Here is a 25,525-nt window from a genome sequence, read left to right on the forward strand (position 1 = left end):
GCTTAGGCCAGGACCTGCCGCTTCGAGGAGATGACTCCGGTGTCGAAGCCGGCCAGATGCAGGCCGCCGTGGAAGCGCGCGTGCTCGATCTTCACGCACCGGTCCATCACCACGTTCAGCCCGGCCGCCTCGGCCTCCTTGGCCACGTCTTCGTGCCAGGACCCTAACTGCAGCCAGAGCGTCTTGGCGCCCGCGGCGATCGCCTCGTCCAGCACCCCCGGCAGGTCATCGTGCTTGCGGAACACATCCACAATGTCCGGGCTCTCCGGCAGGTCCGCCAGCGACGCGTAGCTCGGCTGGCCCAGGATCTCCTTCACCACCGGGTTCACGAAGTAGACCTTGTACCGGGTGGAGGACTGCAGGTACGTCGCCACGAAGTAGCTGGCCCGGGACGGCTTGTCCGAGGCGCCCACAATCGCGATGGACTTCGCCTGCCGGAGCAGGTTCAGCCGCTCCGGCGCGGACGGTCCGGTCCAGGTGCGGGTTTCTTCAGTCATCAGTTCGCTCCAATCGTGCACGCTTCGGCGGGCAGTTCGTGCTGGGCTTCCCCTGATGCACCGTCGGCCGGGGCCTCCGACGCCGCGGCCAGGGCCTGGTCCAGGTCCCAGAGGATGTCCTCGATGTCTTCCAGGCCCACCGAGATCCGGACCAGGTCCTCCGGCACGCCCGCGGATTCGAGCTGCTCCGGGCTGAGCTGCTGGTGGGTGGTGGAGCCCGGGTGGATCACGAGGGTCCGGGAGTCGCCCACATTGGCCAGGTGCGAGGCCAGCTGCAGGGCCTCGATGAACTTCTGCCCCGCGGCCCGGCCGCCCTTAACGCCGAACGAGAACACCGACCCCGGGCCCAGTGGCAGGTAGGTGCGGGCACGTTCGAAGTGCGGGTGCGAGGGCAGGCCGGAGTAGTTCACGTACGCCACCCGCTCGTCGGCTTCGAGCCATTCGGCCACGGCCTGGGCGTTCTTGAGGTGCTCGTCCAGCCGCTGCGGGAGCGTCTCGATGCCCTGCAGCAGCTGGAACGCGGACTGCGGTGACAGGGCCGGGCCGATGTCGCGCAGCTGCTCGCAGCGCAGCTTGGTGAGGAACCCGTATTCGCCGAAGTTCCCCCACCAGGAGACGTTGCCGTAGGAGGCCACCGGCTCGGTCATGGTGGGGAACTTGCCGTTGCCCCAGTTGAAGCGGCCGCTTTCGACGACGACGCCGCCCAGGGTGGTGCCGTGGCCGCCGAGGAACTTGGTGGCGGAGTGGATCACGATGTCCGCGCCGTGCTCGATCGGCCGCACCAGGTACGGGGTGCTCAGGGTGGCGTCGACGACGAGTGGAATGCCGGCGTCGTGCGCCACCTTCGCCAGCCCGGCCAGGTCCTGGACCTCGGAGGAGGGGTTGGCAACGACCTCGACGAAGATCGCCTTGGTGTTCTCCCGGATGGCCGCGGCGTAGTCCGCCGGGTCCGTGCCGGGGACGAAGGTGGTGTCCACGCCGAAGCGGCGGAGCGTGACGTCCAGCTGGGTCACGGTGCCGCCGTAGAGCTGGGAGGAGGCCACGAGGTGGTCCCCGGCCTGGGTGAGCGCGGCGAAGGTGACGAACTCCGCGGCCATGCCCGAGGACGTGGCGACGGCGCCGATGCCGCCCTCCAGGGAGGCGACGCGCTCCTCGAACGCGGCCACCGTGGGGTTGCCGATCCGGGAGTAGATGTTGCCGTACTTCTGCAGCGCGAAGAGGTTGGCCGCGTCCTGGGTGTCCTTGAAGACAAAGGACGTGGTCTGGTAGATCGGCACGGCCCGGGCGCCGTGTTCGGCGTCGGGAGTGCCGCCGGCGTGCAGGGCGCGGGTGCGGAATCCGAAGGTACGGTCGGCCATTACGCGTTCACCTCAATCTTGGTGGCAGGGGTGGAAAGTTCGGTGCCGTGCTTGCGGGCCAGGTCGGCCTCGAGCTCGCGCACGATCGGCAGGATGTCCTTGCCGAACGCGGCCACCTCCTCCTGGAAGTGCAGGTAGCAGGTCAGGAGCAGGTTCACCCCGATCTTCTTGTACTCGACGATCCGTTCCGCGATCTGCTCGGGGGTGCCGATCAGCTGGGTCTTGAAGCCGTCGTTGTACTGGATCAGGTCCTCGAAGCTGGAGTCCGCCCACATGCCCTTGCCGTCCCTGGTGGACGCCCCGGCCTCCTGGACGGCGTCGCGGAAGCCCTCGACGGCGGGTTTGTGCGCTTTCGCGACGATCTCGCGGAGGGTCTCGCGGGCCTCCTTCTCGGAGTCGCGGGCGATCACGAAGCCGTTCAGGCCAAACCTCGGGAAGTCGAGGGCGCCTTCGGTCCCGCGCCGGACTTCGCCGGCGGCCGCAACGACGCCGGCGATGTTCTCCTTGAAGCCCTCCAGGTCCTTGCCGTTGGAGAAGTACCAGTCCGCCACGCGGCCGGCCGTGGCCTGTGCCGCGGTGGAGTTGCCGCCGAAGAAGATCTCCGGGTGCGCGCGGCCCGGGACGTCCACCGGGCCCGGCTGCAGGGTGAAGTCGGTGATGTTGTAGTACTTGCCGGCCTGGCTGAAGTTCTTCTCCGTCAGCAGGCCGCGGAGCACCCGGATGAACTCCTCGGTGCGGACGTAGCGCTCGTCGTGCTCCAGCCACTCGAGGCCGAAGTTTTCGAACTCGGCCTTGAGCCAGCCGGAAACGATGTTCACGGCGGCGCGGCCGTTGGAGATGTGGTCCGCGGTGATCAGGTACTTCGCCAGCACGCCCGGGTGCCACATGCCGGGGTGGACGGCGGCGATCACCTTCAGCCGCTCGGTGGCGGCCAGCAGGCCCAGGCTGAACGAGGTGGCCTCGTGCTGCTTGTCCGCGCCGTAGGAGGCGGCGTAGCGGGTCTGGGTCAGGGCGTACTCGAAACCGGAATCCTCGGCGATGCGGGCCAGCTTCTTGTTGTAGTCGAAGTCCCAGCCGGTGCGCTGTTCGATGGTGGAGACCACCAAGCCACCGGAGACGTTGGGGACCCAGTAGGCGAACTTGAGCGGTTCGGAGAGACGGGCGACGGTGCTGTTCTCGGTCATGGTGTTCCTTACTTCCGGGTTGGTTCTGTGCTGCGTTCGCGGAGGGCCTGCTGAATGCCGGCGATCGAAGGTTCGTTCTGCAGCGACGTGGTGTCGCCGAGTTCGGTGCCCTCGAACAGCTGGGTCAGCAGCCGTCGCATGATCTTGCCGCTGCGGGTCTTCGGCACGTCCGGGACCACGACGACGTCGCGCGGTTTCGCGATCGGCCCAATCGCCTTCGCGACGTGGTTGCGCAGTTCCTCGGTGGACGGGGCCCGGCCGGCGTCGCCGCCCTTGGGGACGACGAACGCGACCACCGCGTGGCCGGTTTTGGGGTCGGGGACCGGGCAGACGCCGGCCTCCACCACGTCCGGGTGCGAGACCAGTGCCGATTCGATCTCGATGGTGGAGAGCAGGTGCCCGGAGACGTTGAGGGTGTCATCCACCCTGCCCAGGATCCAGATGTCGCCGTCGTCGTCGTATTTGGCGCCGTCGCCGGCGAGGAACCAGCCCTGTTCCGCGTACTGGCGCCAGTAGGAGTCGTAGTAGCGCCGCGGGTTGCCCCAGACGGTGCGGGCGATCGCCGGGCCGGGGGCGTCCACCACGATGAAGCCCTGCACCCCGGGCGGTACCGGGGCCCCGGCCTCGTCCACGATCCGGGCGCCGACGCCGGGCAGCGGCCGGGCGGCGCAACCGGGCTTGAATGCGGTGTCGGTCGGGGCGGGGGAGAGGATGGTGGCGCCGGTCTCGGACTGCCACCAGGTATCCACCACTGGCGCGGTGCCGGCTCCGACGTTGTCCCGGAACCAGCGCCAGGCCTCCGGGTTCACGGCCTCGCCCACGGTGCCGAGCAGCCGGATGGAGGACAGGTCGAACGAGGCGGGGATGCCATCCGGGAACCAGCCCATCAGCGAGCGCACCAGGGTGGGTGCGGTGTAGTACTGCGTGACGCCGTAGCGTTCGATGATCTCGAAGTGCCGGCCCGGGTGCGGGGTGTTTGGCGTGCCCTCGAAGATCACCTGGGTGGCGCCGTTGGAGAGCGGGCCGTACAGCTCGTAGGTGTGCGCGGTGACCCAGGCGAGGTCCGCGGTGCACCAGTGGACGTCCCGGTCCCGGAGCGCCGGGTCCGGGTTGCTGAAGAGGTGCTCGAAGCTCCACGACGCCTGGGTCAGGTAGCCGCCGGAGGTGTGGACCAGGCCCTTGGGCTTTCCGGTGGTGCCGGAGGTGTACATGATGAACAGCGGCGTCTCGGCGTCGAACGCCTCGGCGACGTGGACGTCGGAGGCGCGCCCGACGGCGTCGTGCCACCACACGTCCCGGCCCGGGACCATCGGGACGGTGCCAAGGTCCTCCGGCGCGGTGGTCCGGTTGACCACCAGGACGTGTTCGACGGCGTTGTCCCCGGCGACGGCGGCGTCTGCATTGGCCTTCACCGGCACCGCGGCGCCGCGGCGGAACTGCCCGTCCGTGGTGACCAGCAGCTTCGCGCCGGTGTCCTCCACCCGGAACTTCAGCGCGTCGGCGGAGAACCCGCCGAACACCAGGGAGTGGATGGCGCCGATGCGGGCCACGGCCAGGGTGATGATGACCGTTTCGGGGATCACCGGGAGGTAGATTACCACGCGGTCGCCCTTGGTGATGCCGAGGTCCAGCAGGGCGTTGGCGGCCCGGGATACTTCGCGTTGCAGGTCCGCGTAGGTGAGGGTGCGCCGGTCGCCCGGTTCGCCCTCGAAATACAGCGCCACGGTGTCACCGCGTCCCGCCGCTACATGGCGGTCGACGCAGTTGTAGGCGACGTTGAGCTTCCCGCCCTCGAACCAGCTGATCTGCGGACCGGTTCCGGCCGCCGGGTCCGCGGGGACGCGGCGGTGCGTGGTGTGCCAGGGCAGCCCCGCACCAGCGGACCCGGCGGGTTCCCAGTCCAGGCGCAGCGCGGCCTGTTCCCAGAATGCGATGCGTTCGGCCTCGGTCAACGGAGCCTGTGTCTGTGGTGCCACGGTGCCTTGGCCCAGGGTCTGGGGGCCCGGGGTCTGTGCCGTGGTCTCTGCTGCCGTTACGCCCACCGGTTCACCGCCCACTTCTCGGCCAGGCCGAGCAGCGCGTCGGTGATCTTGCCGATCACGGCCAGCAGCACGATGGCCAGCAGCAGCCGGTCCGTGCGGCCGTTGTTCTGCGAGTCGGTCAGCAGGAAGCCCAGGCCCATCGAGGAGGCGATGAGCTCGGCCGCCACGAGGAACAGCCACGCCTGCGCCAGGGCCAGCCGCAGACCGGAGAACACGGCGGGCACGACGGCGGGCAACTGCACCGTGGTCAGCAGCTTCACGCCCTTGAGCCCGAAGGCTCGGGCGGCCTCCACCAGGTTCCGGTCCACGTGGCGCAAGGCCAGCGAAACGGTGGTGAAGACGGGGAAGAACGCGCCGATCATGATCAGGGTGACCTTGGAATCCTCGCCGATCTTCATCCAGAGGATCAGCAGCGGCACCCAGGCCAGGGACGGAACGGCCCGCAGCGCGCCGATGGTGGGGCCCAGCAGGGCGTCCGCCACGCGGGAGAGCCCCACCAGGGAGCCGAGGAGCAGACCCAGGGCGGCGCCGGCGGCGAATCCGATCAGCACCCGCTGGGTGGAGATGGCGACGTGCAGGCCCAGCTGCCCGCGGCGGAGCAGGTCGAGGCCGGCGTCGAACACCATGGCCGGCGGCGGGAGCTGGACCACGCTGAAGAGTCCCGCGGCGGTGGACAGCTGCCAGGCCGCCAGCACCGCCGCGGGGACCAGCAGTCCAAGGAGCAGACGCGCCCAGCCGCGGGCCAGGAACCCGGCGGGGGACCATCCGTTCGCCGGGGTGCCGTGTCCTCCCGTGACGGGGGAGGCCGGCCGGGCGGCGTCTGCCGGAGCTGCGGGGGCGGCTGCAGCGCGCCCGTCCGCAACGGTGGTGCCGGTGAAGGGGGAATCTCCGAGGCCGGCCATCAGGAGTCCTTGATGGCGGAGGCGTCCGCCTTCTTCACCAGCGAGTCATCGAGAAGCGAGCCGACGGCGTCGTCGATCTGCTTCTGGCTCGCCACGTCCCCGGTCTCCACGAAGGTGGGACCGATCTTCGCGAGGACCGTGCGCTGGGCTTCGCCCGGCGCCGGGTTGACGTTGAGGTTGCTGCGCTGCAGCACCACGGTCTTGGCCACGGCCAGGTCCAGGCCGGCGGCCTCGGCCAGGATCTGCGCGGTCTCGTCCGGGTTCGCGGCCGCCCAGGCGCGGGCCTTCTCGTAGGCGTTCACCACGGTCTGCGCCTGCTGCGGCCGGTCCTTGAGGAAGGACTCGGTGGCGTTGAGGAAGCCGTAGGTGTTGAACGAGAGGTTCCGGTAGAAGAGCTTGGCGCCCTTCTGCTCGGCGCCGGCCATGATCGGGTCCAGCCCGGACCAGGCGTCCACGGATCCGTTCTCCAGGGCGGTGCGGCCGTCCGCGTGCTGCAGGTTCTGCACGGTGACGTCCTTGGGCGAGAGGCCGGCCTCGGACAGCGCCTGCAGCAGGAAGAAGTACGGGTCCGTGCCCTTGGTGGCCGCGACCGACTTGCCCTTCAGGTCCGCCACCGTGCTGATGCCGGAGCCGGGCTTGGTGACCAGGGCGGCCCATTCGGGCTGGGAGAAGATGTCGATGGTCTTGATCGGGGAGCCGTTGGCCTTGGCCAGGAGCGCGGCCGAACCGGCGGTGGAGCCGACGTCCACCGCGCCGGAACGGAGTGCCTCGTTGGCCTTGTTGGAGCCGGCCGACTGGACCCACTTGACGGTGACGCCCTGGTCCTTAAGGGCGGCCTCCAGCCAGCCCTTCTTCTTGATCACTAGGCTCAGCGGGTTGTAGGTGGCGAAGTCGATGGTCAGCGTGCCGCCGCCGTTGCCGCCGGCGGCCGCGGCGGCTGCGGGCTGGCTGCCGGAGCCTTCCCCGGCGACGCACCCGGTGAGGGCCAGGGCCGCGGAGGCGGCGACGGCGGTGAGGACGAAACGGCGGGACGTGGTGCGGGTGGGAGCCATGGAAGTTCCTTTACGGGCGGTGCGAGCGATGCGAAAGAGACAGGAGAGTGATGCGGGTGGCCGCCGGCGCGGGGAGCGGGCGGCTCGCCGGTCCGGTGCTGTGGTACCGGCGGCGCTGCCTGCCGGGAGCGGACGGACCGTTCAGGCCGTGACCGGGGCGGCGGGGGCGGGGCCGTTAGTGGCCGTCGACGCCGAGGCTGGCCAGGAGCGAGGTGCGCATTCGGGCCAGTTCGGCCGAGGCGCGGTCCCGTGGCCGTCCGCCGGGGACGGCGAGGGTGCGCACGATCGTGGCGCCGGCCGGGGACGATTCGGTGTCCTCCCGGCCGAGGACGATGATGCGGTCCGCCAGTTGCAGGGCCTCGTCGACGTCGTGCGTCACCAGCAGCACCGTGGTGGGTTCGGCGCGGTGGACCTCCAGGAGCAGGTCCTGCATCTTGATCCGGGTCAGTGCGTCGAGGGCGCCGAAGGGCTCGTCGAGGAGCAGCACGCCGGGGTTCCGGGCCAGGGCACGGGCCAGCGACGCGCGCTGGGCCATGCCGCCGGAGACCTCCCGGGGGCGGTGTTTGGCGAAGTCCTGCAGTCCCACGAGTTCCAACAGGCGGGCCACTTTGGCCTTGCCGTCGCGGGCGCTGACGCCGGCGGGCAGGCCGATGGCGATGTTCGCCTGGAGGGTATGCCAGGGCAGCAGCCGCGGCTCCTGGAACGCGAAGGCGCAGCGGTCGTCGACGCCGCGGACCGGTTCGCCGTCTATGGCGACGCTGCCGGAGGTGGCGGCGTCGAGTCCGGCGGCGGCCCGGAGCAGGGTGGACTTGCCGCAGCCGGAGGCGCCCAGGATGGCGAGCACCTCGCCGGGGACAACGTCGAAGCTGACATCCCGGAGGACGGTGTGCGCGGCGGGGCCGGTCCCGAAGGCGCGGCCCAGGCCGCGGAAGGACACCGGGAGGGCGGGGGTGCCGGAGCCGGGCCGGGCGTCGGCCCGGGGCTGGGACGGGTGCAGGACAGCAGTCATAGGGTTACTCCATCGGTCCTGGCAGTAGCACCCTACGGAAGCAGCCTTTGGCCCGGGTAGTCAGTCCGGACCCTTCCCTCGGCGTGCGTCCTCGTTATCGGCGGGCTCCGGGGTGGAGGTCCGTCGACCAGGGTTGCTGCGGCGTCATCGATCCAGGTCTCTCGGCCGCTCGGGATGGTCACTGTCTACTAAAACCGAACGGCGGATTTTCGCCAAATGGGCGCGTAATATTCGGAAACCTGCGGACGTGAGGTGTCTGGCCCGATTAGAAATTCGGCACAGTGCCCGGGGTGGGATTCCCTACTGCGGGGCCGCTGCCGGCGGACGTAGGCTGGCCGCATGAGCCACGTGAACGATCCCGCCGTCGTCGAACGCCTCCTGCGCACCAAGGGCCGGTGGGCCATCGTGGGCCTGAGCACCAACCAATGGCGTGCTGCCTACGACACGTCGCTGTTCATCCGCGACCGCCTGGGCATGGACATCATCCCGGTCAACCTGCCCGGCGACGACGTGCACGGAGAGGCCGGCTACCGCTCGCTGGCGGAAATCCCGGCGGAGAAGCGGCCCATCGACGTCGTGGATTGCTTCGTGAACTCCGGACGCGTCGGCGACGTGGTGGACCAGGCGATTGCCGCCGGCGCCGGCGCCGTCTGGCTGCAGCTGGGCGTCATCGACGAGGCCGCGGCCGAACGCGCCAAGGCCGCCGGGCTGGACGTCGTCATGAACGCCTGCCCGGCCAGGGAAGCGCCGCTCCTGGGCCTTTAACCGGGACTGACGGGAGCTTTACGGCGTGTGACGCGCCGCTTTCACCTCGGCCGGGCGTGTGCCAGATTCGTGGGGTAACCATCCCGAGCGGCTGAGAGACCTGGCTCCGTGACGCCGCAGCAACCCCCTCGATGAGGACGGTGCTACCGCCAGGACCGATGGAGAACCACTGTTCCACGGACCCGAGAGGCCGCGCTTTGCGCTGCCCCGGCGCCGGGGGATGAGGCTTTCCTCGGGCGAGCCCCGGAGGAATCATGAACACCACAACGACGGCAGCGCCGGCCCGGATCGCGGGCGGTCTGCTGTGATCGAGATCCAGAACGTCAGCACCTCGTTCCCGTCGAAGGACGGCCGGTTCACCGCCGTCGACGACGTCACCCTCACCGTGGAGCGCGGCCGGATCCAAGGCATCATCGGGTTCTCCGGCGCCGGCAAATCCACGCTGCTGCGCAACATCAACCTGCTCGAACGCCCCACTTCGGGCCGGGTCCTGGTCGACGGCGTGGACCTGACCGCCCTAAGCGAGCCGGAACTGCGCAGCAGCCGGCACGGAATCGGCATGATCTTCCAGCACTTCAACCTGCTCAACAACCTCACCGCGCAGGAGAACGTGGAGCTCTCACTGAAGTTCGCCGGGGTGGGGAAGGCCGAACGCCGGCGCCGGGCGGCCGACGCCCTGGCCATCGTGGACCTCGCGGACAAGGCCGCCAGCTACCCCGCGAAGCTCTCCGGCGGCCAGAAGCAGCGGGTGGCCATCGCCCGGGCGCTGGCCACGGAGCCGAAGGTCCTGCTCTGCGACGAACCGACGTCGGCCGTGGACCCCCGGACCACCGCCTCCGTGCTGCAGTACCTCGCTGACGTCAACGCCGAATTCGGCATCACGATCGTGGTGGTCACGCACGAAATGAACGTCATCAAGGCCATCGCGGACAACGTCGCGGTCATGGAGGACGGCCGGATCGTCGAGCAATTCGACCTGGCCGAGCTCGAACGCCCCGGCTTCCACCCCGCCACCTCGATCGGGCGGTACCTGGTCTCCGACGCCATCGAGCTGAACCGGCCCCACCGGGCAGCCGCCCCGGCCGGCCCCGCCCCGAAAGGCCTGATCCATGCTTGAGCGCATCCTCTCGGTCCTGCCCGAAATCGGCGCCGCCATGGGCCAGACCCTGGCCATGCTGCTGGTCGCGATCCCGCTGGCCGTCCTGATCGGCACGCCGCTGGGCGTCTGGCTCTACACGATCGGCCCCGGCGGGCTGCGGCACCGGCCCCGGCTCCACCGGGTCCTGGACGGCCTGGTCAACCTGGTCCGGTCCTTCCCGTTCCTGATCCTGCTGATCGCCATCATCCCGGTGACCCGCTTCATCGTGGGCACCACCATCGGCACGGCCGCGGTGATCGTCCCGCTGAGCATCAACGCCATCCCGTACTTCGCCCGCTTCGTGGAACAGAACCTCAGCCAACTCGGCAGCGGGGTGGTGGAGGCCGCCCGTTCGATGGGAGCCAGCCGGTCCCAGATCGTCCGGGACGTGCTGCTGGTGGAGGCCCGGCCGGGACTGGTCAGCTCCATCACCATCATGACCGTCAGCTTCATCTCCTACTCGGCAATGGCCGGGCTGGTGGGCGGCGGCGGGATCGGCGACTTCGCCATCCGCTACGGCTACTACCGCTACGAAACCCCGCTGATGATCACCGCGATCATCCTGATGATCCTGCTGGTCACCCTCGTCCAGTTCGGCGGCTCCCGCCTGGCCCGCCGCCTCGACAAGCGGCTCTGACCGCGGCCCCGGCACCCCACTTCGGAAAGCAGAACCATGACTTCACCAGCCAGCCCCCGCTTCGACGGACCCCGCCCCCGCCTGCTCCTCAGCGCGTTCGTCATGAACACCACCAGCCACATCATGGGCGGCCAATGGCGCCGCCCCGAGGCCCAGCAGCACCGCTTCAACGAACTGCAGCTCTGGACCGACCTGGCCCGGCAGCTGGAGGACGCGAAATTCGACGCGATCTTCTTCGCCGACGTCGTGGGCCTCTACGGCGACTACGACGGCGGCTGGGCCTCCCACCTGAGGAAGGGCCTGCAGGTTCCCTCCAACGACCCGCTGATCCTGCTTTCGGCCCTGGCCGCCGCCACCCGGGAGATCGGCTTGGCCGCCACCTCCTCCGTGATCCAGAGCCACCCCTTCCAGTTCGCCCGGCAGATGTCCACCCTGGACCACATCAGCAACGGCCGGGTGGGCTGGAACATCGTCACCAGCGTGCTGGAAAACTCGCACCGGAACTTCAACTCCACCGAGCTGACCAAACATGACGAGCGCTACGACTGGGCGGACGAATACGTCGAGGCGGCCTACAAGCTGTGGGAGGGCTCCTGGGCGGACGACGCCCTGGTCCGGGACAAGGAGGGCGGCCTCCACGCGGACCCCGAAAAGGTCAGCAAGATCTACCACAGCGGGCCCCGCTACTCCATCGACGGGCCGCACCTCGTGGCGCCGTCGCCGCAGCGCACCCCGGTGCTCTTCCAGGCCGGCAGCTCCGGCCGCGGCCAGCAGTTCTGCGCCGCCAACGCGGAGGCGACCTTCACCCTGGCGCCCAGCACCGCGATCGCGGGCGCCTACACGGCCGCCGTTCGCGAGCAGGCGGTGGCCGCCGGCCGTCGTCCCGAGGACGTGAAGTTCCTCCAGGGCATGCACTTCGTGGTGGGCGGCACCGAAGCCGAGGCGGCCCGGAAGGCGGCCGAGCTGGAGGACAGCCTGGACATCGAGGCCCTGCTGGCCCACGTCGGCGGCGGATTCGGCGTCGACCTGGGCGGGCTGCCGCTGGACACCCCGCTGGGTGACATCCAGACCGAGGGCAGCCAGGGACACCTGGAGGCCATCCGGGCCTCCACCCGCGGCGGCAACCCGACGCTCCGAGACATCGCGCTGTACCGCAGCCGGGCCAACCGGGTGGTGGGAACACCGGAACAGATCGCGGACCGGCTCGAAGAGTGGCAGGACGCCGGCATCGACGGGATCAACATCATCAACCAGACCATCCCGGGGTCCTACACCGATTTCATCACCGGGGTGCTGCCCGAACTGCGGGACCGCGGCCTCGCCCAGACCGGCTACGCGCCGGGAACCCTGCGCGAAAAGCTCTTCGGTGACGGCCCCCGACTCAACGGCCGGCACCCCGCCGCCGCCTTCCGCGGCGCCTTCACAGCGTTCTCCGCGGCCGCCGAAAACACTCCCGCCGCCGTCGGCGTCTAACCCCCCACGACAAAGGACACCCGCCATGCACCGCAGAAATTTCCTCAAGTTCGCCCTTGCCGGAGCCGGCGCCGCGTCCGCCACGGCCCTCACCGGCTGCGGCCTGGTCAACCCCGGCGGCGCCAACGCCGCCTCGGGCGGGAAGACCATCAAGATCATCGTCACCGAGTCCGCGCCGTACCAGGAGCCAACGAAGATCGCTAAGAAGCTCCTCGAGGCCAAGGGCTGGACGCTGGAGCCCACCTACGTCACGGACATCATCCAGCCCAACCTGGCGGTGGCGAACGGTGAATTCGACGCCAACTTCTTCCAGCACAATGCCTACCTGAAGCAGTTCAACCAGGACAAGGGCCTCTCCAACGTCGGCCTGTTCTACGTCTACAGCGCGCCCGGCGGGATCTGGTCGGACAAGTACAAGTCCCTCAGCGAGCTCCCCGACGGGGCCAAGATCGGCATCCCCGTGGACCCGGCCAACAACGGCCGCGCCCTGTTCATGCTCCGCGACGCCGGGCTGCTGGAGCTCTCCGACGCCACCGTCATCCACACCTCGCAGAAGAACATCACCGCCAACCCGAAGAAGCTGCAGTTTGTGGAAGTGGACCAGCAGTCCCTGGCCAAGACCCTCCCGGACGTCGACGCCGGCTTCCTGATCGCCCGGATGGCGGCCGACGCCAAGCACACCCGGGCCGACGCGCTGGCCTTCGAGCCCGACGCCAACCAGGTCCCCTTCCGGATCGTCGTTGCCGGGCGGCCCGAGTTCGCCGGCACCGAGAAGGCGGCCGCGCTGAAGGAGGCCTACCAGTCGCCCGAGGTCAAGGCCTGGTTCGCCGGCTACCAGAACGGAATCCTGCCCACGCCGTGGGATCAGGACCCGGCCGCCGACGCGGCGAAACTCTAGCCGGCCCGGGGAACAGGAGACGCGATGAGCACCTCAACAGAAACAACGACGACGGCGGCGGGCGCCACCACGGAGCACGGCTACCAGGCCCTGGCCGGGCGGTTCCGCCCGGTCTTCGCCCGGATCGCCGAGGGCGCCCTGGACCGGGAGCGGGACCGCGTCCTGCCCTTCGAGCAGGTCCGCTGGCTCAACGAGGCAGGGTTCGGCCGGCTGCGGGTCCCCGTGGAGCACGGAGGGGACGGGATCGGCTTCGAGCCGTTCTTCCGGCTGCTGGTGGAACTGGCCGAGGCCGACTCCTCGGTGGCGCACCTGTACCGCTCGCACTTCGCGTTCGTGGAGACCGTGGGCCTGGAGGGCCCCGGCTTCCAGGACCGCTGGTACCCGCGGGTGGTGGCCGGCGAAATCTTCGGCAATGCGGCCACCGAGCAGTCCGGCAACGTCCTCGGCGCCACCGGAACCACGCTGACCCCGTCCGGACCGGACTGGGTGCTCAACGGCCGGAAGTTCTACACCACCGGGACCATCTTCGCCCGGTGGATCGCCGTCACGGCCAGTACCGCGGGCCGGGAGGGCCGCCAATACGCCGTCGTTAGCACCACGGCGCCCGGGGTGGAGATTCTCGACGACTGGGACGGGTTCGGCCAGCAGCTCACCGGGACGGGCACCACAATTTTCCGCGACGTCGCCGTGCCCGCGGAGCACATCATCCAGCGTTCGGTGTCCACCACGCACGAACCGGCCTTCTTCCAGCTTGTCCTGCTGGCGGTGCTGGCCGGGATCGGGCGGGCGGCCCTGGCGGATGCGAGGGCACTGGTCCGGGACCGGAAACGCACCTTCAACACCGGCTCGGGCGAGCTGTTCCGGCACGACCCGCTGATCCTGCAACTCGTGGGGCAGCTCTCCGCCAAGGTCTTCGCCGCGGAGTCCGTGGTCCTGGCCGCCGCCCGCGAGCTCGACGCCGCCGCCGATCCGGGCCTGGACCTCGCCCCCGCCGAGCGGTACAGCAGGGGAGAGGCGGCCGTGGGGAAGGCGCAGCTGCTGGTCCCCGAGCTGGTGCAGTCGGCAGCCCAGCAGCTCTTCGACGTCACCGGCGCCTCCGCCACCTCGAAGGCCAAGGCACTGGACCGGCACTGGCGGAACGCCCGCACGGTCGCCACGCACAACCCGGCGGTCTTCAAGGCCCGGATCCTGGGCGACTACGAGGTCAACGGCACCACACCGGAGGGGCTTCACAGCATCGGCGACGCGCCGAAGGCGCCGGCGGCGGGGGAGTAGCGTCCATCCAGCCGCGCCGCTTCAGCACACCGGGGCGGCTTAGCCTCACCGCGGAGACCTAGCCTCCCGGGTCCGGGCTGCCCGCTGTCCGGCCCCGGACGTAAGCTCGGACCATGGATGCGGCCGCACTGCGAGAAATCTGCCTGGGCTTCCCCGGCGCCTTCGAGGACTACCCGTTCGGGCCCGAGATGGCCGTGTTCAAGGTCCGCGCCGCCATTGCCGGCGGGGCCCGGCACCAGGCGAAGGTCTTCGCCCTGTCCGCCATGGACCCGGAGGACTTCAGCGTGAGCCTCAAATGCGAACCGGCGCTCGCGGAACAGCTCCGGCAGGTGCACCCGGAGATCACCGGAGCCTGGCACCTGAACAAGCGGCACTGGAACGGCGTCCGGCTGGACGGTGCGCTCCCGGACGACATGATCCGGGACATGGTGGAGGATTCCTACGACCTGGTGGTGGCCACCCTGAGCCGGGCCCAGCAGGCGCAACTGGGCTGGTCCCGGCTGGCACGGGGTGGGGACCGGGGCAACGACCGGATCGGGGACCGGCCGTGAGGGGCGGGGACCGGATCGCCGCGGGCGAGCTTACCTATTCCGGCGTCGGTGCCACCGAGAGCGGCCGGCTTCCCGCGGATGGCAACGGCATCGTCACCCGGGCCCACATCGGCGACGGGGAGGCGGCCTACCGCCGGGCGGTGCACGGCCTGATGACCTGGCAGCTGCACCGCGGCGCGGGGCTGCGGGTCCGGGCCGAATCCGACGTCGCCTCCGGCGTCCGGGTGGTCAGCGGCTTCGGCGTCGGCCCGTTCCGCGTCGACGCTCCCTGCGAGGTGGTCTGGGTGCACCCGCCCCGCCCCGGGGCCGGCCCGCAGTCGGCCGGATTCGGTTACGGCACCCTGCCCGGGCACCCCGTCCGGGGCGAGGAGTCCTTCGAGATCTCGCTGGATGAGGCCGGCCGGGTGCTGATCACCATCACCGCCTTCGGTGTCCCGTCCACCTGGTTCTACGCCGCCGGCCGTCCCGTCACGGACCGGGCGCGCCGGCTGGTCACTTCCCGGTACGTTAGGAGTGCACAGGAACTGGCCGCCGGCGTGAACCGAGCAGGAGTGAGTGGATGCTGAACCAACAGAACCTGGACCTGATCTGGAACTTCGACAATCCCGGGCTCTCCGAAGCCCGCTTCAGGGAGGCACTGGAGGACCCGGCATTCGACGCCGATGAACGCGCCGAACTTGCCACCCAGCTGGGCCGGGCGATCGGGCTGCAGGGCCGGTACGAGGAAGCCGACGCACTGCTGGACGCGGTCGACGCCGACGAACCCACCGTGGCGGTGAGGGTCCTGCTCGAGCGCGGCCGGGTGCTCAACTCCGGCGGCCACCCCGAGATGGCCGTTCCCCTTTTCGAGCAGGCCGCGGAACTCGCGGACCACCTTGGCGAGGACTTCCTGGCCGTGGACGCGCTGCACATGCTGGCCATCGCGGACACCGCCCACGCCGAAACCTGGACCCGCAGCGCCCTCGAGTACGCCTCCACCGCCGGCGACGAACGCACCCGGCGGTGGCTGGTGGCACTGCACAACAACCTCGGCTGGTCGCTGCACGAGGCGGGCCGCTGCACCGAGGCCATGGTCGAATTCCAGCTGGCCGAGCAGTGGGCCGAACGGGTCGGCACGCCCCGGCAGCAGGAGCTCGCCCGGGCCGCCATCGGCGCCTGCTGACCGGCTGACCGGCAGCGGGCAGACCGGCCCAACTGAAATACTGAAAGACCGTATCCGTACCGAAAGGGACCGTCCATGATCTTCATCGTCGTCAAATTCAAGGTCAAGCCCGACTGGTCCGAGCGCTGGCTCGGCCTCGTGGAGGACTTCACCTCCTCCACCCGCAAGGAAGCCGGCAACCTCTGGTTCGAGTGGTCACGCAGCGTCGAGGACCCGAACGAGTTCGTCCTCGTCGAGGCCTTCAAGGACGACGCCGCCGGAGACCACGTCAACAGCGCCCACTTCAAAAAGGCCATGGAGGACATGCCCCAGGCCCTGGTGGAGACGCCCCGGATCATCAGCCGCCAGATCGACGGCGACGGCTGGGACCGGATGGGCGAGCTCACCATCTAGCCCGGGCGTTACGCTGGGGCCATGTGGATCGGCTGGATCGAGTTCGACCTTCTGCTGGGCGACGTGCACAGCCTGAAGGAAAAACGGTCCGTGGTCCGGCCGCTGCTGGCGGAGCTGAAGCGGCGCTTCGACATCTCCGTCACGGAGGCCGGCTACCAGGACCAGTACCGCAGGGCCCTGGTGGGCGCCGGACTGGTCGCCGCGGACCGCGCCCACCTCATCGAGGTGCTGGCCGCCGTCGAACGCTTCGTCGCGGCCCGGCCGGAGGTCGAACTCCTCAGCGCCCGCCAGCGCGAACTCCGCAGCGACGACTAGGCCCGGCGCGCGGCCCCAGGGCGCGGGGCCTCAGGGCGCACGGCCTCAGGGCGCGGGGTCCCGGGAAGGCAGGCCGCCGCCGTCGGGTTCCCGGTCCTCCGCCTCCAACAGGGCGGCCAGGGCGGCCAGTGCCGGAAGTGCGTCCTCGATGGCCTGCTGCGAGGATTCGGGCAGCCGCCGGAGGGCGTCGCCCAGGCGGCGGTCATTGGCGTCCTGCCAGGCGGCGAGGACCGCGGCGCCCCGCTCGGTAAGGGTCAGCGTCACCGAACGCCGGTCGCCCGGCCGGGTCAGCCGCTCCACCAGCCCCGACACCACCATCTGCTGGACCAGGTTGCTCACCGTGTTGACGGCCAGCCGCTGCCGCGAAGCCAGCCCGCTCACGCCGATTCCCGGTTCCTCGGCCAGCCGCTGCAGGACCTCCACCTGGGCCATCGGCAGCGCTTCCCAGGGAAACTCCTGCCGCACGCTGGAGCGCAGCACCCTGCGCAGGCGGGTGATCACGCCGGTCAGGGACCACGCGCCGGAGTCCCGGCGGGCCGCTGCCTCCGGTGCGGATTCCACGGCCCTCATCATCCGCCCAGTTTAGCCGGATAGAGTCAGACCTAGAATAGTTCTGTGGCAGAACCAATTACCGTGCCGCGCACTTCTTAGACAGGACCGCCATGACCGCCGGAGATTCGTTTTTCCCGTCCCCGACCGTCAGCGCCTTCCACGTGGGACCGCTGACCATCCACTTCTACGCCCTCTGCATCCTGGCCGGCATCGCGGTGGCCATCTGGCTGGGGTCCCGCCGTTGGATCGCCCGCGGAGGCCTGCCCGGCCAGGTCCTGGACATCTGCGTCTGGGCTGTCCCGGCCGGGATCATCGGCGGCCGGACCTACCACGTCATCACCGACCCGGAGCTGTATTTCCTGCCCGGCCGGAACCCCTGGAATGCTTTCGCCATCTGGGACGGCGGCCTGGGCATCTGGGGAGCGATCGCGCTCGGCTGCGTGGGCGCCTGGATCGGCTGCCGCCGGGCCGGGGTGTCCTTCGTGGCCTTCCTGGATTCCGTGGCGCCCGGCGTGCTCTTTGCCCAGGCCCTCGGCCGCTGGGGCAACTGGTTCAACAACGAACTCTACGGCGACCCCACCACCCTGCCGTGGAAGCTGCAGATCCACCAGATGGACGCCGCCGGAAACGCGGTCACCGATCCCTCCGGCGCCGCCGTGGTGCTCGGCTACTTCCAGCCGACCTTCCTGTACGAGTCACTCTGGTGCGTCGCCGTCGCCCTGCTCATCCTCTTCCTGGACCGCCGCTTCAAGCTCGGAGCCGGCAGCGTGTTCGCCCTCTACGTCGCCGGATACACGGCGGGCCGCTTCGCCTTCGAACTGATGCGCTCGGACTACGCCAACCTGATCCTGGGGCTCCGGGTCAACACCTGGGTGGCCGCGCTGATCTTCCTTGGCGGCGTGGCGGGCTTCCTGCTGACCTTCCGCCGGAAGCCTTCGGCGGCGATCCCGGGCGCCGCGCCCGACGGCGGTGACGAGCCTCCCGCCGCCGACGCACCTCCCGCTCTTGACACCCCCTCTACCGTCGACGCCCCGTCCGCTGGCGACGCCCCCTCCGCCGTCGACGCCAAGACCGCCGGCGACGCCGAGACCGCCCCCGCGACCCGGGAACATCCCGATGCCCGCTAGGCGATCCCTCTGGCGTGCGGTCCTGGCCTTCATCGCGGCCGGGACCGTGTGCGGCGTGCTGGTGGCCGGTCTCTTTATCCCCGCCACCGCCATGGCGGGCGCGGTGGTCAGCGACTCGATCGGCATGTTCGACAAGCTCCCCGATGACCTGAACCTCAACGCCCCGCCGGCCACCTCCACCGTCCTGGCCAACGACGGTTCCGTCATCGCCTCCTTCTACGCGGAGAACCGGGCGCCGGTCAGCCTGGACAAGATGTCCCCCTTCATCAAGGACGGCATCGTCGCCATCGAGGACGCCCGTTTCTATCAGCACGGCGGCATCGACACCACCGGCATCCTGCGCGCCCTCGTCGCCACCGCGCAGGGTGGCCGCCAGGGCGCGTCCACCCTCACCCAGCAGTACGTCAACAACATGATCATCGAATCCCTCGTGGCGCAGGGGAAGAGCGAGGACGTCAAGCTCGGCTACGCCAAGACGGTGGGGGACAAGCTGCGGGAGATGAAGCTCGCGATCGCCCTGGAGAAGACCTACTCCAAGGACCAGATTCTGCAGGGCTACCTCAACGTGGTCTACTTCGGCAACGGCGCTTACGGGATCGACGCCGCCGCCCACGAATACTTCAACGTCAGCGCCGCGCAACTGACCCTGCCGCAGGCGGCGGCGCTGGCCGGCGTCGTCAACAGCCCGGTCTACTACGACCCGCTCACCCAGCCGGACCACGTGGTGTCCCGCCGCAACGAGGTCCTCGACAAGATGCTCCAGCAGGGCAAGATCAGCCAGGCCGACCACGACGCGGCGGTCAAGGCACCGATCGGCCTCAACGTCCACCCGGCCAGCCAGGGCTGCGCCGGTGCCGTCTCCGCGCCCTACTTCTGCGACTACGTCCAGCGGCTGATCCTCAACGACCCGGCCTTCGGGCCCGACGAGGACGCCCGGAAGAAGCTGCTCTACCTGGGCGGCCTGACGATCCGCACCACCCTGGACCCGGCGCTGCAAAAGGTGGCCCAGGACCAGGTCAACGCCTCCATGTCCGCCACCGACCCGCTGCAGCGCGGGGCGTCCCTGGTCAGCGTCCAGCCCGGCACCGGCAAGGTGCTGACCATGGCGCAGAACACCAATTACAACCCCACGGCGGGTCCGGGCAACTACACCGGCAACTTCGCGCTGCCCGAACGGGACGCCAACGGCCAGCCCCTCGATGGCGCCGGCGGCTTCCAGATCGGCTCCACCATGAAGCCGTTCGTCTTCGCCGAGTGGCTGCGCGCCGGCAAGTCCATGGGCACCGTCCTGGACGGCGCGGTGCGCCTCTACCGGCCCGGCTACCCCTGGCAGAACTCCTGCGGCCGCACCACCGGATCCTATGACCCGGCGGCAGGGACGCACCTCCTGCCCAACGACGACGCGAACCACTACGTCAGGATGAGCGTCCTCCAGGGCCTCTACCAGTCGATCAACACCATCACCTTCCAGTCCGCCGCGCAGCTGGACTTCTGCAACATCCAGAAAATGGCGACGGCGGCCGGCGTCGCCGACGGACACACCAACAAGCCCTACGACGTTTCCAGCATCGCCAGCCTGATCGGCACCCAGGACGTCGCACCGCTGACCATGGCCGACGCCTACGCCACCTTCGCCGCCGGCGGCGAGCACTGCGACCCGATCGCCCTCGAATCGGTCACCGGCCCGCACGGCAAGACGTACCCGGTCCCGGACGCGCACTGCCAGCAGGCCGTCGATCCGGACGTCGCGGCCGGGGTGACCTACGCGCTGAAGAACGTGCTGACCCGGGGCTCCGGCTACAACATCCCGGTTTCCAAGGCCACGGACATCTTCGCCAAGACCGGCACCACGGACGGCAACACCATGACCTGGACCGTGGGCGGCACCTCCGGGATCACCACGGCGTCCTGGTTCGGCAGCTACCAGGGCATCGGACCGCGCTGGGTGAACCAGGACATCACCATCAACGGCCGCTACTACGTGGGCGTGGACGGCGCGGACATCGCCGGCGGCCAGTGGGGCCGGCTGATGGACGCCGCGGCGCAACGCTATCCCGGCGCCCCATTCGCCATGCCTCCGGCGTCGATGACCCGCTGATGCCGGGTACCGCCTGAAGCGCGACCTTGATTAAAACCGAACGGCCGCCCCTCCAGTGGAGGGGCGGCCGTTCAGTTCAGGCGGTGGGTGAGCGTCAGCCGAAGTACTTCGGCAGTGTCCCCTCGTGCGCCTCGCGGAGCGCGTCCAGGCTCAGGGTGTCCACGCCGTTGATCTCCAGCGTGCCGCCCTCGGCGTCGACGACGCCGATCCGGACGTGCGCGAAGCCGCGGGCGGTGCACATGTCCTTGAAGCGGATCTCCTCCGAGCGGGGCACGGCCACGACGGCGCGCGCCTGCGACTCGGAGAACAGCGCGGTGAAGAGGTCCACGCCGTCGCGGTCCATGACGTCCTGCAGCGAGATCCGGGCGCCGACGCCGTAGCGCAGCGAGGATTCCACCAGGGCCGCGGCGAGGCCGCCCTCGGAGACGTCGTGGGCGGAGTCCACCATGCCGTCGCGGGAGGCGTTGATCAGGATCTGGCCCAGCTCGCGCTCGGCGGCGAGGTCAACCTTCGGCGGCCGGCCGCCCAGGTGGCCGCGCATGTTGGCCCATTCGGACCCGTCCAGTTCGGAACCGGTGGTGCCGAGGAGGTAGATCGCCTGGCCGTCCTCACGCCAGCCCGACGGCGTGCGGCGGGCGACGTCGTCGAGCTTGCCCAGCACCGCCACCACGGGGGAGGGGTGGATGGGGGTGGTGCCGGTCTGGTTGTAGAGCGAGACGTTGCCGCCGGTGACCGGGATGCCGAGCTCCATGCAGGCGTCGGAGAGGCCGCGGATGGCTTCGGCGAGCTGCCACATGACGTCCGGGTCCTCGGGGGAACCGAAGTTCAGGCAGTCGCTGACGGCCATCGGGATGGCGCCGGAGGTGGCCACGTTGCGGTACGCCTCGGCCAGGGCCAGCTGCGCGCCCTGGTACGGGTCCAGGTAGGTGTAGCGGCCGTTGGCGTCGGTGGCCAGGGCCACGCCCAGGCCGGTCTCCTCGTCCACCCGGACCACGCCGGCGTCGTCCGGGAACGCCATGGCGGTGTTGCCGCCGACGTACCGGTCGTACTGGTTGGTGATCCAGGCCTTGCTGCACATGTTCGGCGAGGCCACCAGCTCGGTGACGGCCGCAGCGAGCTCGGACGGGGCGGCCGGGCGGCCGGCGTCCTGCACGGAGCCGGTGAAGGCATCCGCCTGGACGGAGTCCTGCCACTCGGGACGGGCGTAGGGGCGGTCGTAGACCGGGCCGTCGTGGGCGACGGTGCGCGGGTCGACGTCGACGATCACTTCGCCGTCCCAGGTGATGATCAGGCGGCCGGTGTCGGTCACCTCGCCCAGCCAGGAGTACTCCACGGCCCACTTGTCCATCACGGCCTCGAACGCCTCGACGTTCTCGGGGGTGACCACGGCCATCATGCGTTCCTGCGACTCGGACATCAGGATTTCGCCCGGGGTCAGGGTGGGGTCGCGCAGCAGCACGGAGGTCAGCTCGACCTGCATGCCGCCGTCGCCGTTGGACGCCAGTTCGGAGGTGGCGCAGGAGATGCCCGCAGCGCCGAGGTCTTGGATGCCCTCCACCAGGGAACCCTTGAAGAGCTCCAGGCAGCACTCGATCAGGACCTTCTCCGCGAACGGGTCGCCCACCTGCACGGCCGGACGCTTGGAGGGCTTGGTGTCGTCGAAGGACTCGGACGCCAGCACGGACGCGCCGCCGATTCCGTCGCCGCCGGTGCGGGCACCGAACAGGACAACCTTGTTGCCCTTGCCGGAGGCGTTGGCGAGGCGGATGTCCTCATGCCGCATGACGCCGACGGCGAGGGCGTTGACCAGCGGGTTGCCCTGGTAAACGGAGTCGAAGACCATCTCCCCGCCGATGTTCGGCAGGCCCAGGGAGTTACCGTAGCCGCCGATGCCGGCCACGGCGCCGTGCATGACGCGGGCGGTGTCCGGGTGGTCGATCGCGCCGAAGCGCAGCGGGTCCATGACGGCCACGGGGCGGGCGCCCATCGAGATGATGTCGCGGACGATCCCGCCGATGCCGGTCGCGGCGCCCTGGTAAGGCTCCACGAAGGAGGGCGAGTTGTGCGACTCGATCTTGAAGGTCACGGCCCAGCCGTCGCCGAGGTTGGTGACACCGGCGTTCTCGCCGATGCCCACTAGCATGTCCTTCTTCATCTCCTCGGTGACCTTCTCGCCGAACTGGCGCAGGTGGTTCTTGGAGGACTTGTAGGAGCAGTGCTCGCTCCACATGACGGAGTACATGGCCAGCTCGGCGCCGGTGGGGCGGCGGCCGAGGACCTTGACAACCTCGTCGAACTCGTTCTGCTTCAGGCCCAGCTCGGCCCAGGGCAGCTCGGTGTCCGGGGTCCTGGCCGCGTTCTCCACCGTGTCGATGTTGAACTTCTTGCCGGACTCCGCGGGCTTGGCCACGGCGGGGGTCTCGGTCATTTGTTGTCTCCCACGATCTTGTTCAGGACAGAGGTGAAAAAGCCCAGGCCCCCGGTGCCGGAGCCGTTCTCCGGACCGAAGCCCGCCTCGATGGCGTGCTCGGGGTGCGGCATGAGGCCCACCACGTTGCCCGCCTCGTTGGTGATGCCGGCGATGTCGCGGCGGGAGCCGTTCGGGTTCCAGCCGACGTAGCGGAACACCACGCGGTTCTCGGCTTCCAACGCGTCGAGGGTCTTCTCGTCCGCGATGTACTGGCCGTCCTGGTTCTTCAGCGGAACGGTGATTTCCTGGCCGGCGGTGTAGTCGCCGGTCCACGCCGTGGCGGTGTTCTCCACGCGGAGGACCTGGTCGCGGCAGAGGAACTTCAGGTGGTCGTTCTTGATCATGGAGCCGGGCAAAAGGTGCGACTCGGTGAGGATCTGGAAGCCGTTGCAGATGCCCAGGACCGGCAGGCGGGCCTCGGAGTTGGCGGCGTCGATGATCTTCGACATGAGCGGGGCGAACCGGGCGATCGCGCCGGCGCGCAGGTAATCACCGTAGGAGAAACCGCCGGGGATCACGACGGCGTCGACGTCGGCCAGGGTGGTGTCCGCGTGCCAGAGGGCCACGGGGGTGGCGCCGGCCAGCCGGACGGCGCGGGCGGCGTCGCGGTCATCGAGGGTGCCGGGGAAGGTGACGACGCCGATCTTCGCGCCAGCGAGCCGGGGCTCGGCAGCGATCGCGACGGCCTCGCCGATCAGGGGTTGTTCAGTCATTTCAGGCCTCGACGACCTCGACGTTGACGACATCCTCGATCACCGGGTTGGAGAGCAGGGTCTCCGCGGCGTTCCGGGCCTGGGCCAGGATCTCCTCGGTCACCTCGCCGTCGACGGTGAGTTCGAAACGCTTGCCCTGGCGGACGCCGCTGAAGGCGGTGAATCCGAGGCGGGGCAACGCTCCGACGATCGCCTTCCCCTGCGGGTCCAGAATCTCGGGCTTGGGCATGACGTCGACAACGATCCGGGGCATCCGGCAACTCCTGTGCGTGAGCGTTGGGTAAGGGCGCAGCGGAGTGGTGCCGTCTCACGCCGGTCCCGCTGTGATGAAACAGGAATGTTCCAGGACGGCGTGGTTCGGGCGCTCCGCGAGCTTGCACGCTTATTCTACCGGGCCTGCTCCGCCGGGCGTATTCGTGACCGCTGGAGCCTGGCTGGCCCTGTGCGCGCGGATGTCCGGGGACGCCATGGGGCGTCCCCGGACAGCTCACAGGACGGTTAGTCCTTTACTGGGGCCGTTGCTTAGGCCGACCACTTGAGCCGCATACCGAGCAACATCAGCAGTCCCGCGCCGAGGAACAGGCCCGCGAGCCACAGTGCGTTGGCGTTGGCTCCGGTGTAGGCGAGCGTGGTGGCCCCGGCGGGGACACCTGACGGCGCTGAAGCGGCGGACACGATGCCATGCGAGGTGCCGGTGGCGCCCTGGTTTCCGGGCTGGACGGCTGCAGGCGACTCCGCCGCCGGGGGAGTAACCAATGGCGGTGTGACGACCGGCGGGGTAACCATCGGGGGAGTCACGACCGGCGGGGTGACCGTGGGCGGGTTGCCCGTCGTGGCCGCAGAGCCGCCACCGACGCCCACCGAGGTGGCGCCGAGCGAGATCGGCGCGCTGATGGGCGCGGTGATCTGGGTGCCGGAGAGAATCCCGCCGGAGCCGGTCGTGGCAGGACTCGATGTGGGGCCCGCTGCTGCCTGGCCCGTGTTGCCGGAACCCGTGGTGGCAGTGGAGTCACCCAGTGCTCCCACGGAGGTGGCGCCGAGGTTGATCGGGGCCGTGACCGGTGCGGTGACCTGGGTGCCGGAGAGGATTCCGTCCGCCCCGGTGGTTGTCGGACCCGCGGAGGTGGATTCGGCCGGTGCGGTCCCGGCGGTGGTCCCGCCGGTGGTGGCGGTGGAGTCGCCCAGTGCGCCCACGGAGGTGGCGCCGACGGTGATCGGAGCCGTGACCGGCGCGGTGACCTGGGTGCCGGAGAGGATTCCGTCCGCCCCGGTGGTGGACGCGGACCCGGACGGCGTGGATCCGGTGGGTGCGGCCGGTGCGGTCCCGGTGGTGGTTCCGCCGGTGGTGGCGGTGGAGTCGCCCAGTGCTCCCACCGAGGTGGCGCCGAGGTTGATTGGTGCGCTGATGGGCGCGGTGACCTGGGTGCCGGAGAGGATTCCGTCCGCCCCGGTGGTTGTCGGACCCGCGGAGGCGGATCCGGCGGGTGCGGTCCCGGTGGTGGGTCCGCCGGTGGTGGCGGTGGAGTTGCCCAGTGCGCCCACGGAGGTGGCTCCGAGGTTGATCGGGACCGTGACCGGTGCGGTGACCTGGGTGCCGGAGAGGATCCCGCCTGCGCCCGTGGTGGAGGTGGATCCGGCCGGCGCCGCAGGCGCGGTACCGGTGCTGGTCCCGCCGGTAGTGGCGGTGGAGTCGCCCAGCAGTCCCAGGGACGTCGCCCCGAGATTGACCGGAATCGAAATCGGCGCGGTGACCTGGGTGCCGGAAAGGAGTCCGTCCGAGCCGGTGGTGGTCGTGTCGGCCGCTGAGGCCGCCGTGCTTCCGAGGGCCAGCATGCCGCCGGCGAAGAGTGTGCCGAGCAGGCCTCGGCGAAGGTTTTGATGCATGACAAAGTCTCCTGAAAAGAGTGGTTGAGC

25 protein-coding genes and 1 riboswitch are annotated in these 25,525 nt (G+C 69.8%); of the genes, 13 read left to right on the forward strand and 12 right to left on the reverse strand.

Features of this window, described 5'->3' with window-relative positions:
• Positions 1-2: 2 nt before the first annotated feature.
• The 7 genes from AB0O44_RS08125 to AB0O44_RS08155 form a co-directional block, all read right to left on the reverse strand.
• Entirely contained in the window at positions 3-497 is a 495-nt protein-coding gene (locus AB0O44_RS08125) for a CoA-binding protein (protein WP_290256769.1), read from the reverse strand.
• The gene (locus AB0O44_RS08130) at positions 497-1,855 is read right to left on the reverse strand and encodes an O-acetylhomoserine aminocarboxypropyltransferase/cysteine synthase family protein (RefSeq protein ID WP_364136366.1); all 1,359 of its coding nucleotides are present in this window, start codon (positions 1,853-1,855) and stop codon (positions 497-499) included. Before AB0O44_RS08130 ends, AB0O44_RS08125 begins: the two co-directional genes overlap by 1 nt.
• Positions 1,855-3,039, reverse strand: coding sequence for a dimethylsulfone monooxygenase SfnG (gene sfnG, locus AB0O44_RS08135; RefSeq protein WP_364136368.1), 1,185 nt, complete (start codon positions 3,037-3,039; stop codon positions 1,855-1,857). Before sfnG ends, AB0O44_RS08130 begins: the two co-directional genes overlap by 1 nt.
• An 8-nt stretch (positions 3,040-3,047) precedes the next feature.
• Positions 3,048-5,015, reverse strand: a complete 1,968-nt coding sequence (acs, locus tag AB0O44_RS08140) for an acetate--CoA ligase (RefSeq protein ID WP_356902891.1) — start codon at positions 5,013-5,015, stop codon at positions 3,048-3,050.
• A 56-nt stretch (positions 5,016-5,071) separates the two neighbouring features.
• Positions 5,072-5,983: an ABC transporter permease gene (locus AB0O44_RS08145; protein WP_364136370.1), complete on the reverse strand. Its 912-nt coding sequence runs from the start codon at positions 5,981-5,983 to the stop codon at positions 5,072-5,074.
• Entirely contained in the window at positions 5,983-7,035 is a 1,053-nt protein-coding gene (locus AB0O44_RS08150) for an aliphatic sulfonate ABC transporter substrate-binding protein (protein WP_364136372.1), read from the reverse strand. The genes AB0O44_RS08145 and AB0O44_RS08150 overlap by 1 nt, the downstream gene beginning before the upstream one ends.
• Before the next feature lie 175 nt (positions 7,036-7,210).
• Positions 7,211-8,044: an ABC transporter ATP-binding protein gene (locus tag AB0O44_RS08155; RefSeq protein ID WP_364136374.1), complete on the reverse strand. Its 834-nt coding sequence runs from the start codon at positions 8,042-8,044 to the stop codon at positions 7,211-7,213.
• A 339-nt stretch (positions 8,045-8,383) separates the two neighbouring features.
• Between AB0O44_RS08155 and AB0O44_RS08160 the strand changes: the two genes are divergently transcribed.
• From AB0O44_RS08160 to AB0O44_RS08210, 11 genes are all read left to right on the forward strand, one after another.
• Entirely contained in the window at positions 8,384-8,809 is a 426-nt protein-coding gene (locus tag AB0O44_RS08160; RefSeq protein WP_364136376.1) for a CoA-binding protein, read from the forward strand.
• Positions 8,810-8,884: 75 nt separating this feature from the next.
• Positions 8,885-8,974: riboswitch (SAM riboswitch) on the forward strand.
• Between the two features lie 139 nt (positions 8,975-9,113).
• Positions 9,114-9,926: an ATP-binding cassette domain-containing protein gene (locus AB0O44_RS08165; RefSeq protein ID WP_364136378.1), complete on the forward strand. Its 813-nt coding sequence runs from the start codon at positions 9,114-9,116 to the stop codon at positions 9,924-9,926.
• On the forward strand, positions 9,919-10,584 hold the full coding sequence (locus tag AB0O44_RS08170; RefSeq protein WP_364136380.1) for a methionine ABC transporter permease: 666 nt from the start codon (positions 9,919-9,921) through the stop codon (positions 10,582-10,584). The genes AB0O44_RS08165 and AB0O44_RS08170 overlap by 8 nt, the downstream gene beginning before the upstream one ends.
• A gap of 36 nt (positions 10,585-10,620) precedes the next feature.
• Positions 10,621-12,057, forward strand: a complete 1,437-nt coding sequence (locus AB0O44_RS08175) for an NtaA/DmoA family FMN-dependent monooxygenase (protein WP_364136382.1) — start codon at positions 10,621-10,623, stop codon at positions 12,055-12,057.
• Positions 12,058-12,082: 25 nt separating this feature from the next.
• Positions 12,083-12,955 carry a MetQ/NlpA family ABC transporter substrate-binding protein gene (locus tag AB0O44_RS08180; protein WP_364136384.1) on the forward strand — a complete coding sequence of 291 codons (873 nt, stop codon included), beginning with the start codon at positions 12,083-12,085 and terminating at the stop codon, positions 12,953-12,955.
• A gap of 24 nt (positions 12,956-12,979) precedes the next feature.
• Positions 12,980-14,230, forward strand: a complete 1,251-nt coding sequence (locus AB0O44_RS08185) for an acyl-CoA dehydrogenase family protein (RefSeq protein ID WP_364136386.1) — start codon at positions 12,980-12,982, stop codon at positions 14,228-14,230.
• Between the two features lie 113 nt (positions 14,231-14,343).
• Positions 14,344-14,781, forward strand: coding sequence for an MmcQ/YjbR family DNA-binding protein (locus AB0O44_RS08190; protein WP_364136388.1), 438 nt, complete (start codon positions 14,344-14,346; stop codon positions 14,779-14,781).
• Positions 14,778-15,347: a DUF1990 domain-containing protein gene (locus tag AB0O44_RS08195; RefSeq protein ID WP_364136390.1), complete on the forward strand. Its 570-nt coding sequence runs from the start codon at positions 14,778-14,780 to the stop codon at positions 15,345-15,347. The genes AB0O44_RS08190 and AB0O44_RS08195 overlap by 4 nt, the downstream gene beginning before the upstream one ends.
• Positions 15,341-15,943 (forward strand): hypothetical protein, encoded by a 603-nt coding sequence (locus AB0O44_RS08200; RefSeq protein ID WP_290256754.1) that lies wholly within the window; start codon positions 15,341-15,343, stop codon positions 15,941-15,943. Before AB0O44_RS08195 ends, AB0O44_RS08200 begins: the two co-directional genes overlap by 7 nt.
• A gap of 75 nt (positions 15,944-16,018) precedes the next feature.
• The gene (locus AB0O44_RS08205; RefSeq protein ID WP_290256753.1) at positions 16,019-16,336 is read left to right on the forward strand and encodes a putative quinol monooxygenase; all 318 of its coding nucleotides are present in this window, start codon (positions 16,019-16,021) and stop codon (positions 16,334-16,336) included.
• Between the two features lie 21 nt (positions 16,337-16,357).
• Positions 16,358-16,651 (forward strand): DUF503 domain-containing protein, encoded by a 294-nt coding sequence (locus AB0O44_RS08210; protein WP_290256752.1) that lies wholly within the window; start codon positions 16,358-16,360, stop codon positions 16,649-16,651.
• Positions 16,652-16,696: 45 nt separating this feature from the next.
• Here AB0O44_RS08210 and AB0O44_RS08215 read toward each other — a convergent pair whose 3' ends face one another.
• Positions 16,697-17,224 (reverse strand): MarR family transcriptional regulator, encoded by a 528-nt coding sequence (locus AB0O44_RS08215; RefSeq protein WP_364136392.1) that lies wholly within the window; start codon positions 17,222-17,224, stop codon positions 16,697-16,699.
• Between the two features lie 89 nt (positions 17,225-17,313).
• Between AB0O44_RS08215 and lgt the strand changes: the two genes are divergently transcribed.
• Together lgt and AB0O44_RS08225 are read left to right on the forward strand one after the other, a co-directional pair.
• The gene (gene lgt / locus AB0O44_RS08220) at positions 17,314-18,330 is read left to right on the forward strand and encodes a prolipoprotein diacylglyceryl transferase (protein ID WP_364136394.1); all 1,017 of its coding nucleotides are present in this window, start codon (positions 17,314-17,316) and stop codon (positions 18,328-18,330) included.
• Complete coding sequence (locus AB0O44_RS08225; RefSeq protein WP_364136396.1) at positions 18,320-20,428, forward strand: transglycosylase domain-containing protein; 2,109 nt, start codon at positions 18,320-18,322, stop codon at positions 20,426-20,428. Before lgt ends, AB0O44_RS08225 begins: the two co-directional genes overlap by 11 nt.
• A 94-nt stretch (positions 20,429-20,522) precedes the next feature.
• Here the strand turns inward: AB0O44_RS08225 and purL are convergent, their stop codons facing one another.
• From purL to AB0O44_RS08245, 4 genes are all read right to left on the reverse strand, one after another.
• Positions 20,523-22,856, reverse strand: a complete 2,334-nt coding sequence (purL, locus tag AB0O44_RS08230; protein WP_290256748.1) for a phosphoribosylformylglycinamidine synthase subunit PurL — start codon at positions 22,854-22,856, stop codon at positions 20,523-20,525.
• Positions 22,853-23,611, reverse strand: coding sequence for a phosphoribosylformylglycinamidine synthase subunit PurQ (gene purQ, locus AB0O44_RS08235; RefSeq protein WP_364136398.1), 759 nt, complete (start codon positions 23,609-23,611; stop codon positions 22,853-22,855). The genes purL and purQ overlap by 4 nt, the downstream gene beginning before the upstream one ends.
• A 1-nt stretch (position 23,612) precedes the next feature.
• Positions 23,613-23,864, reverse strand: coding sequence for a phosphoribosylformylglycinamidine synthase subunit PurS (purS, locus tag AB0O44_RS08240; RefSeq protein ID WP_290256746.1), 252 nt, complete (start codon positions 23,862-23,864; stop codon positions 23,613-23,615).
• Between the two features lie 269 nt (positions 23,865-24,133).
• Positions 24,134-25,495, reverse strand: coding sequence for a chaplin family protein (locus tag AB0O44_RS08245; RefSeq protein ID WP_364136400.1), 1,362 nt, complete (start codon positions 25,493-25,495; stop codon positions 24,134-24,136).
• Between the last annotated feature and the right edge of the window lie 30 nt (positions 25,496-25,525).

It is taken from the genome of Arthrobacter sp. NPDC080082 (genome assembly GCF_040686595.1).
Taxonomy (GTDB): Bacteria; Actinomycetota; Actinomycetes; order Actinomycetales; family Micrococcaceae; genus Arthrobacter.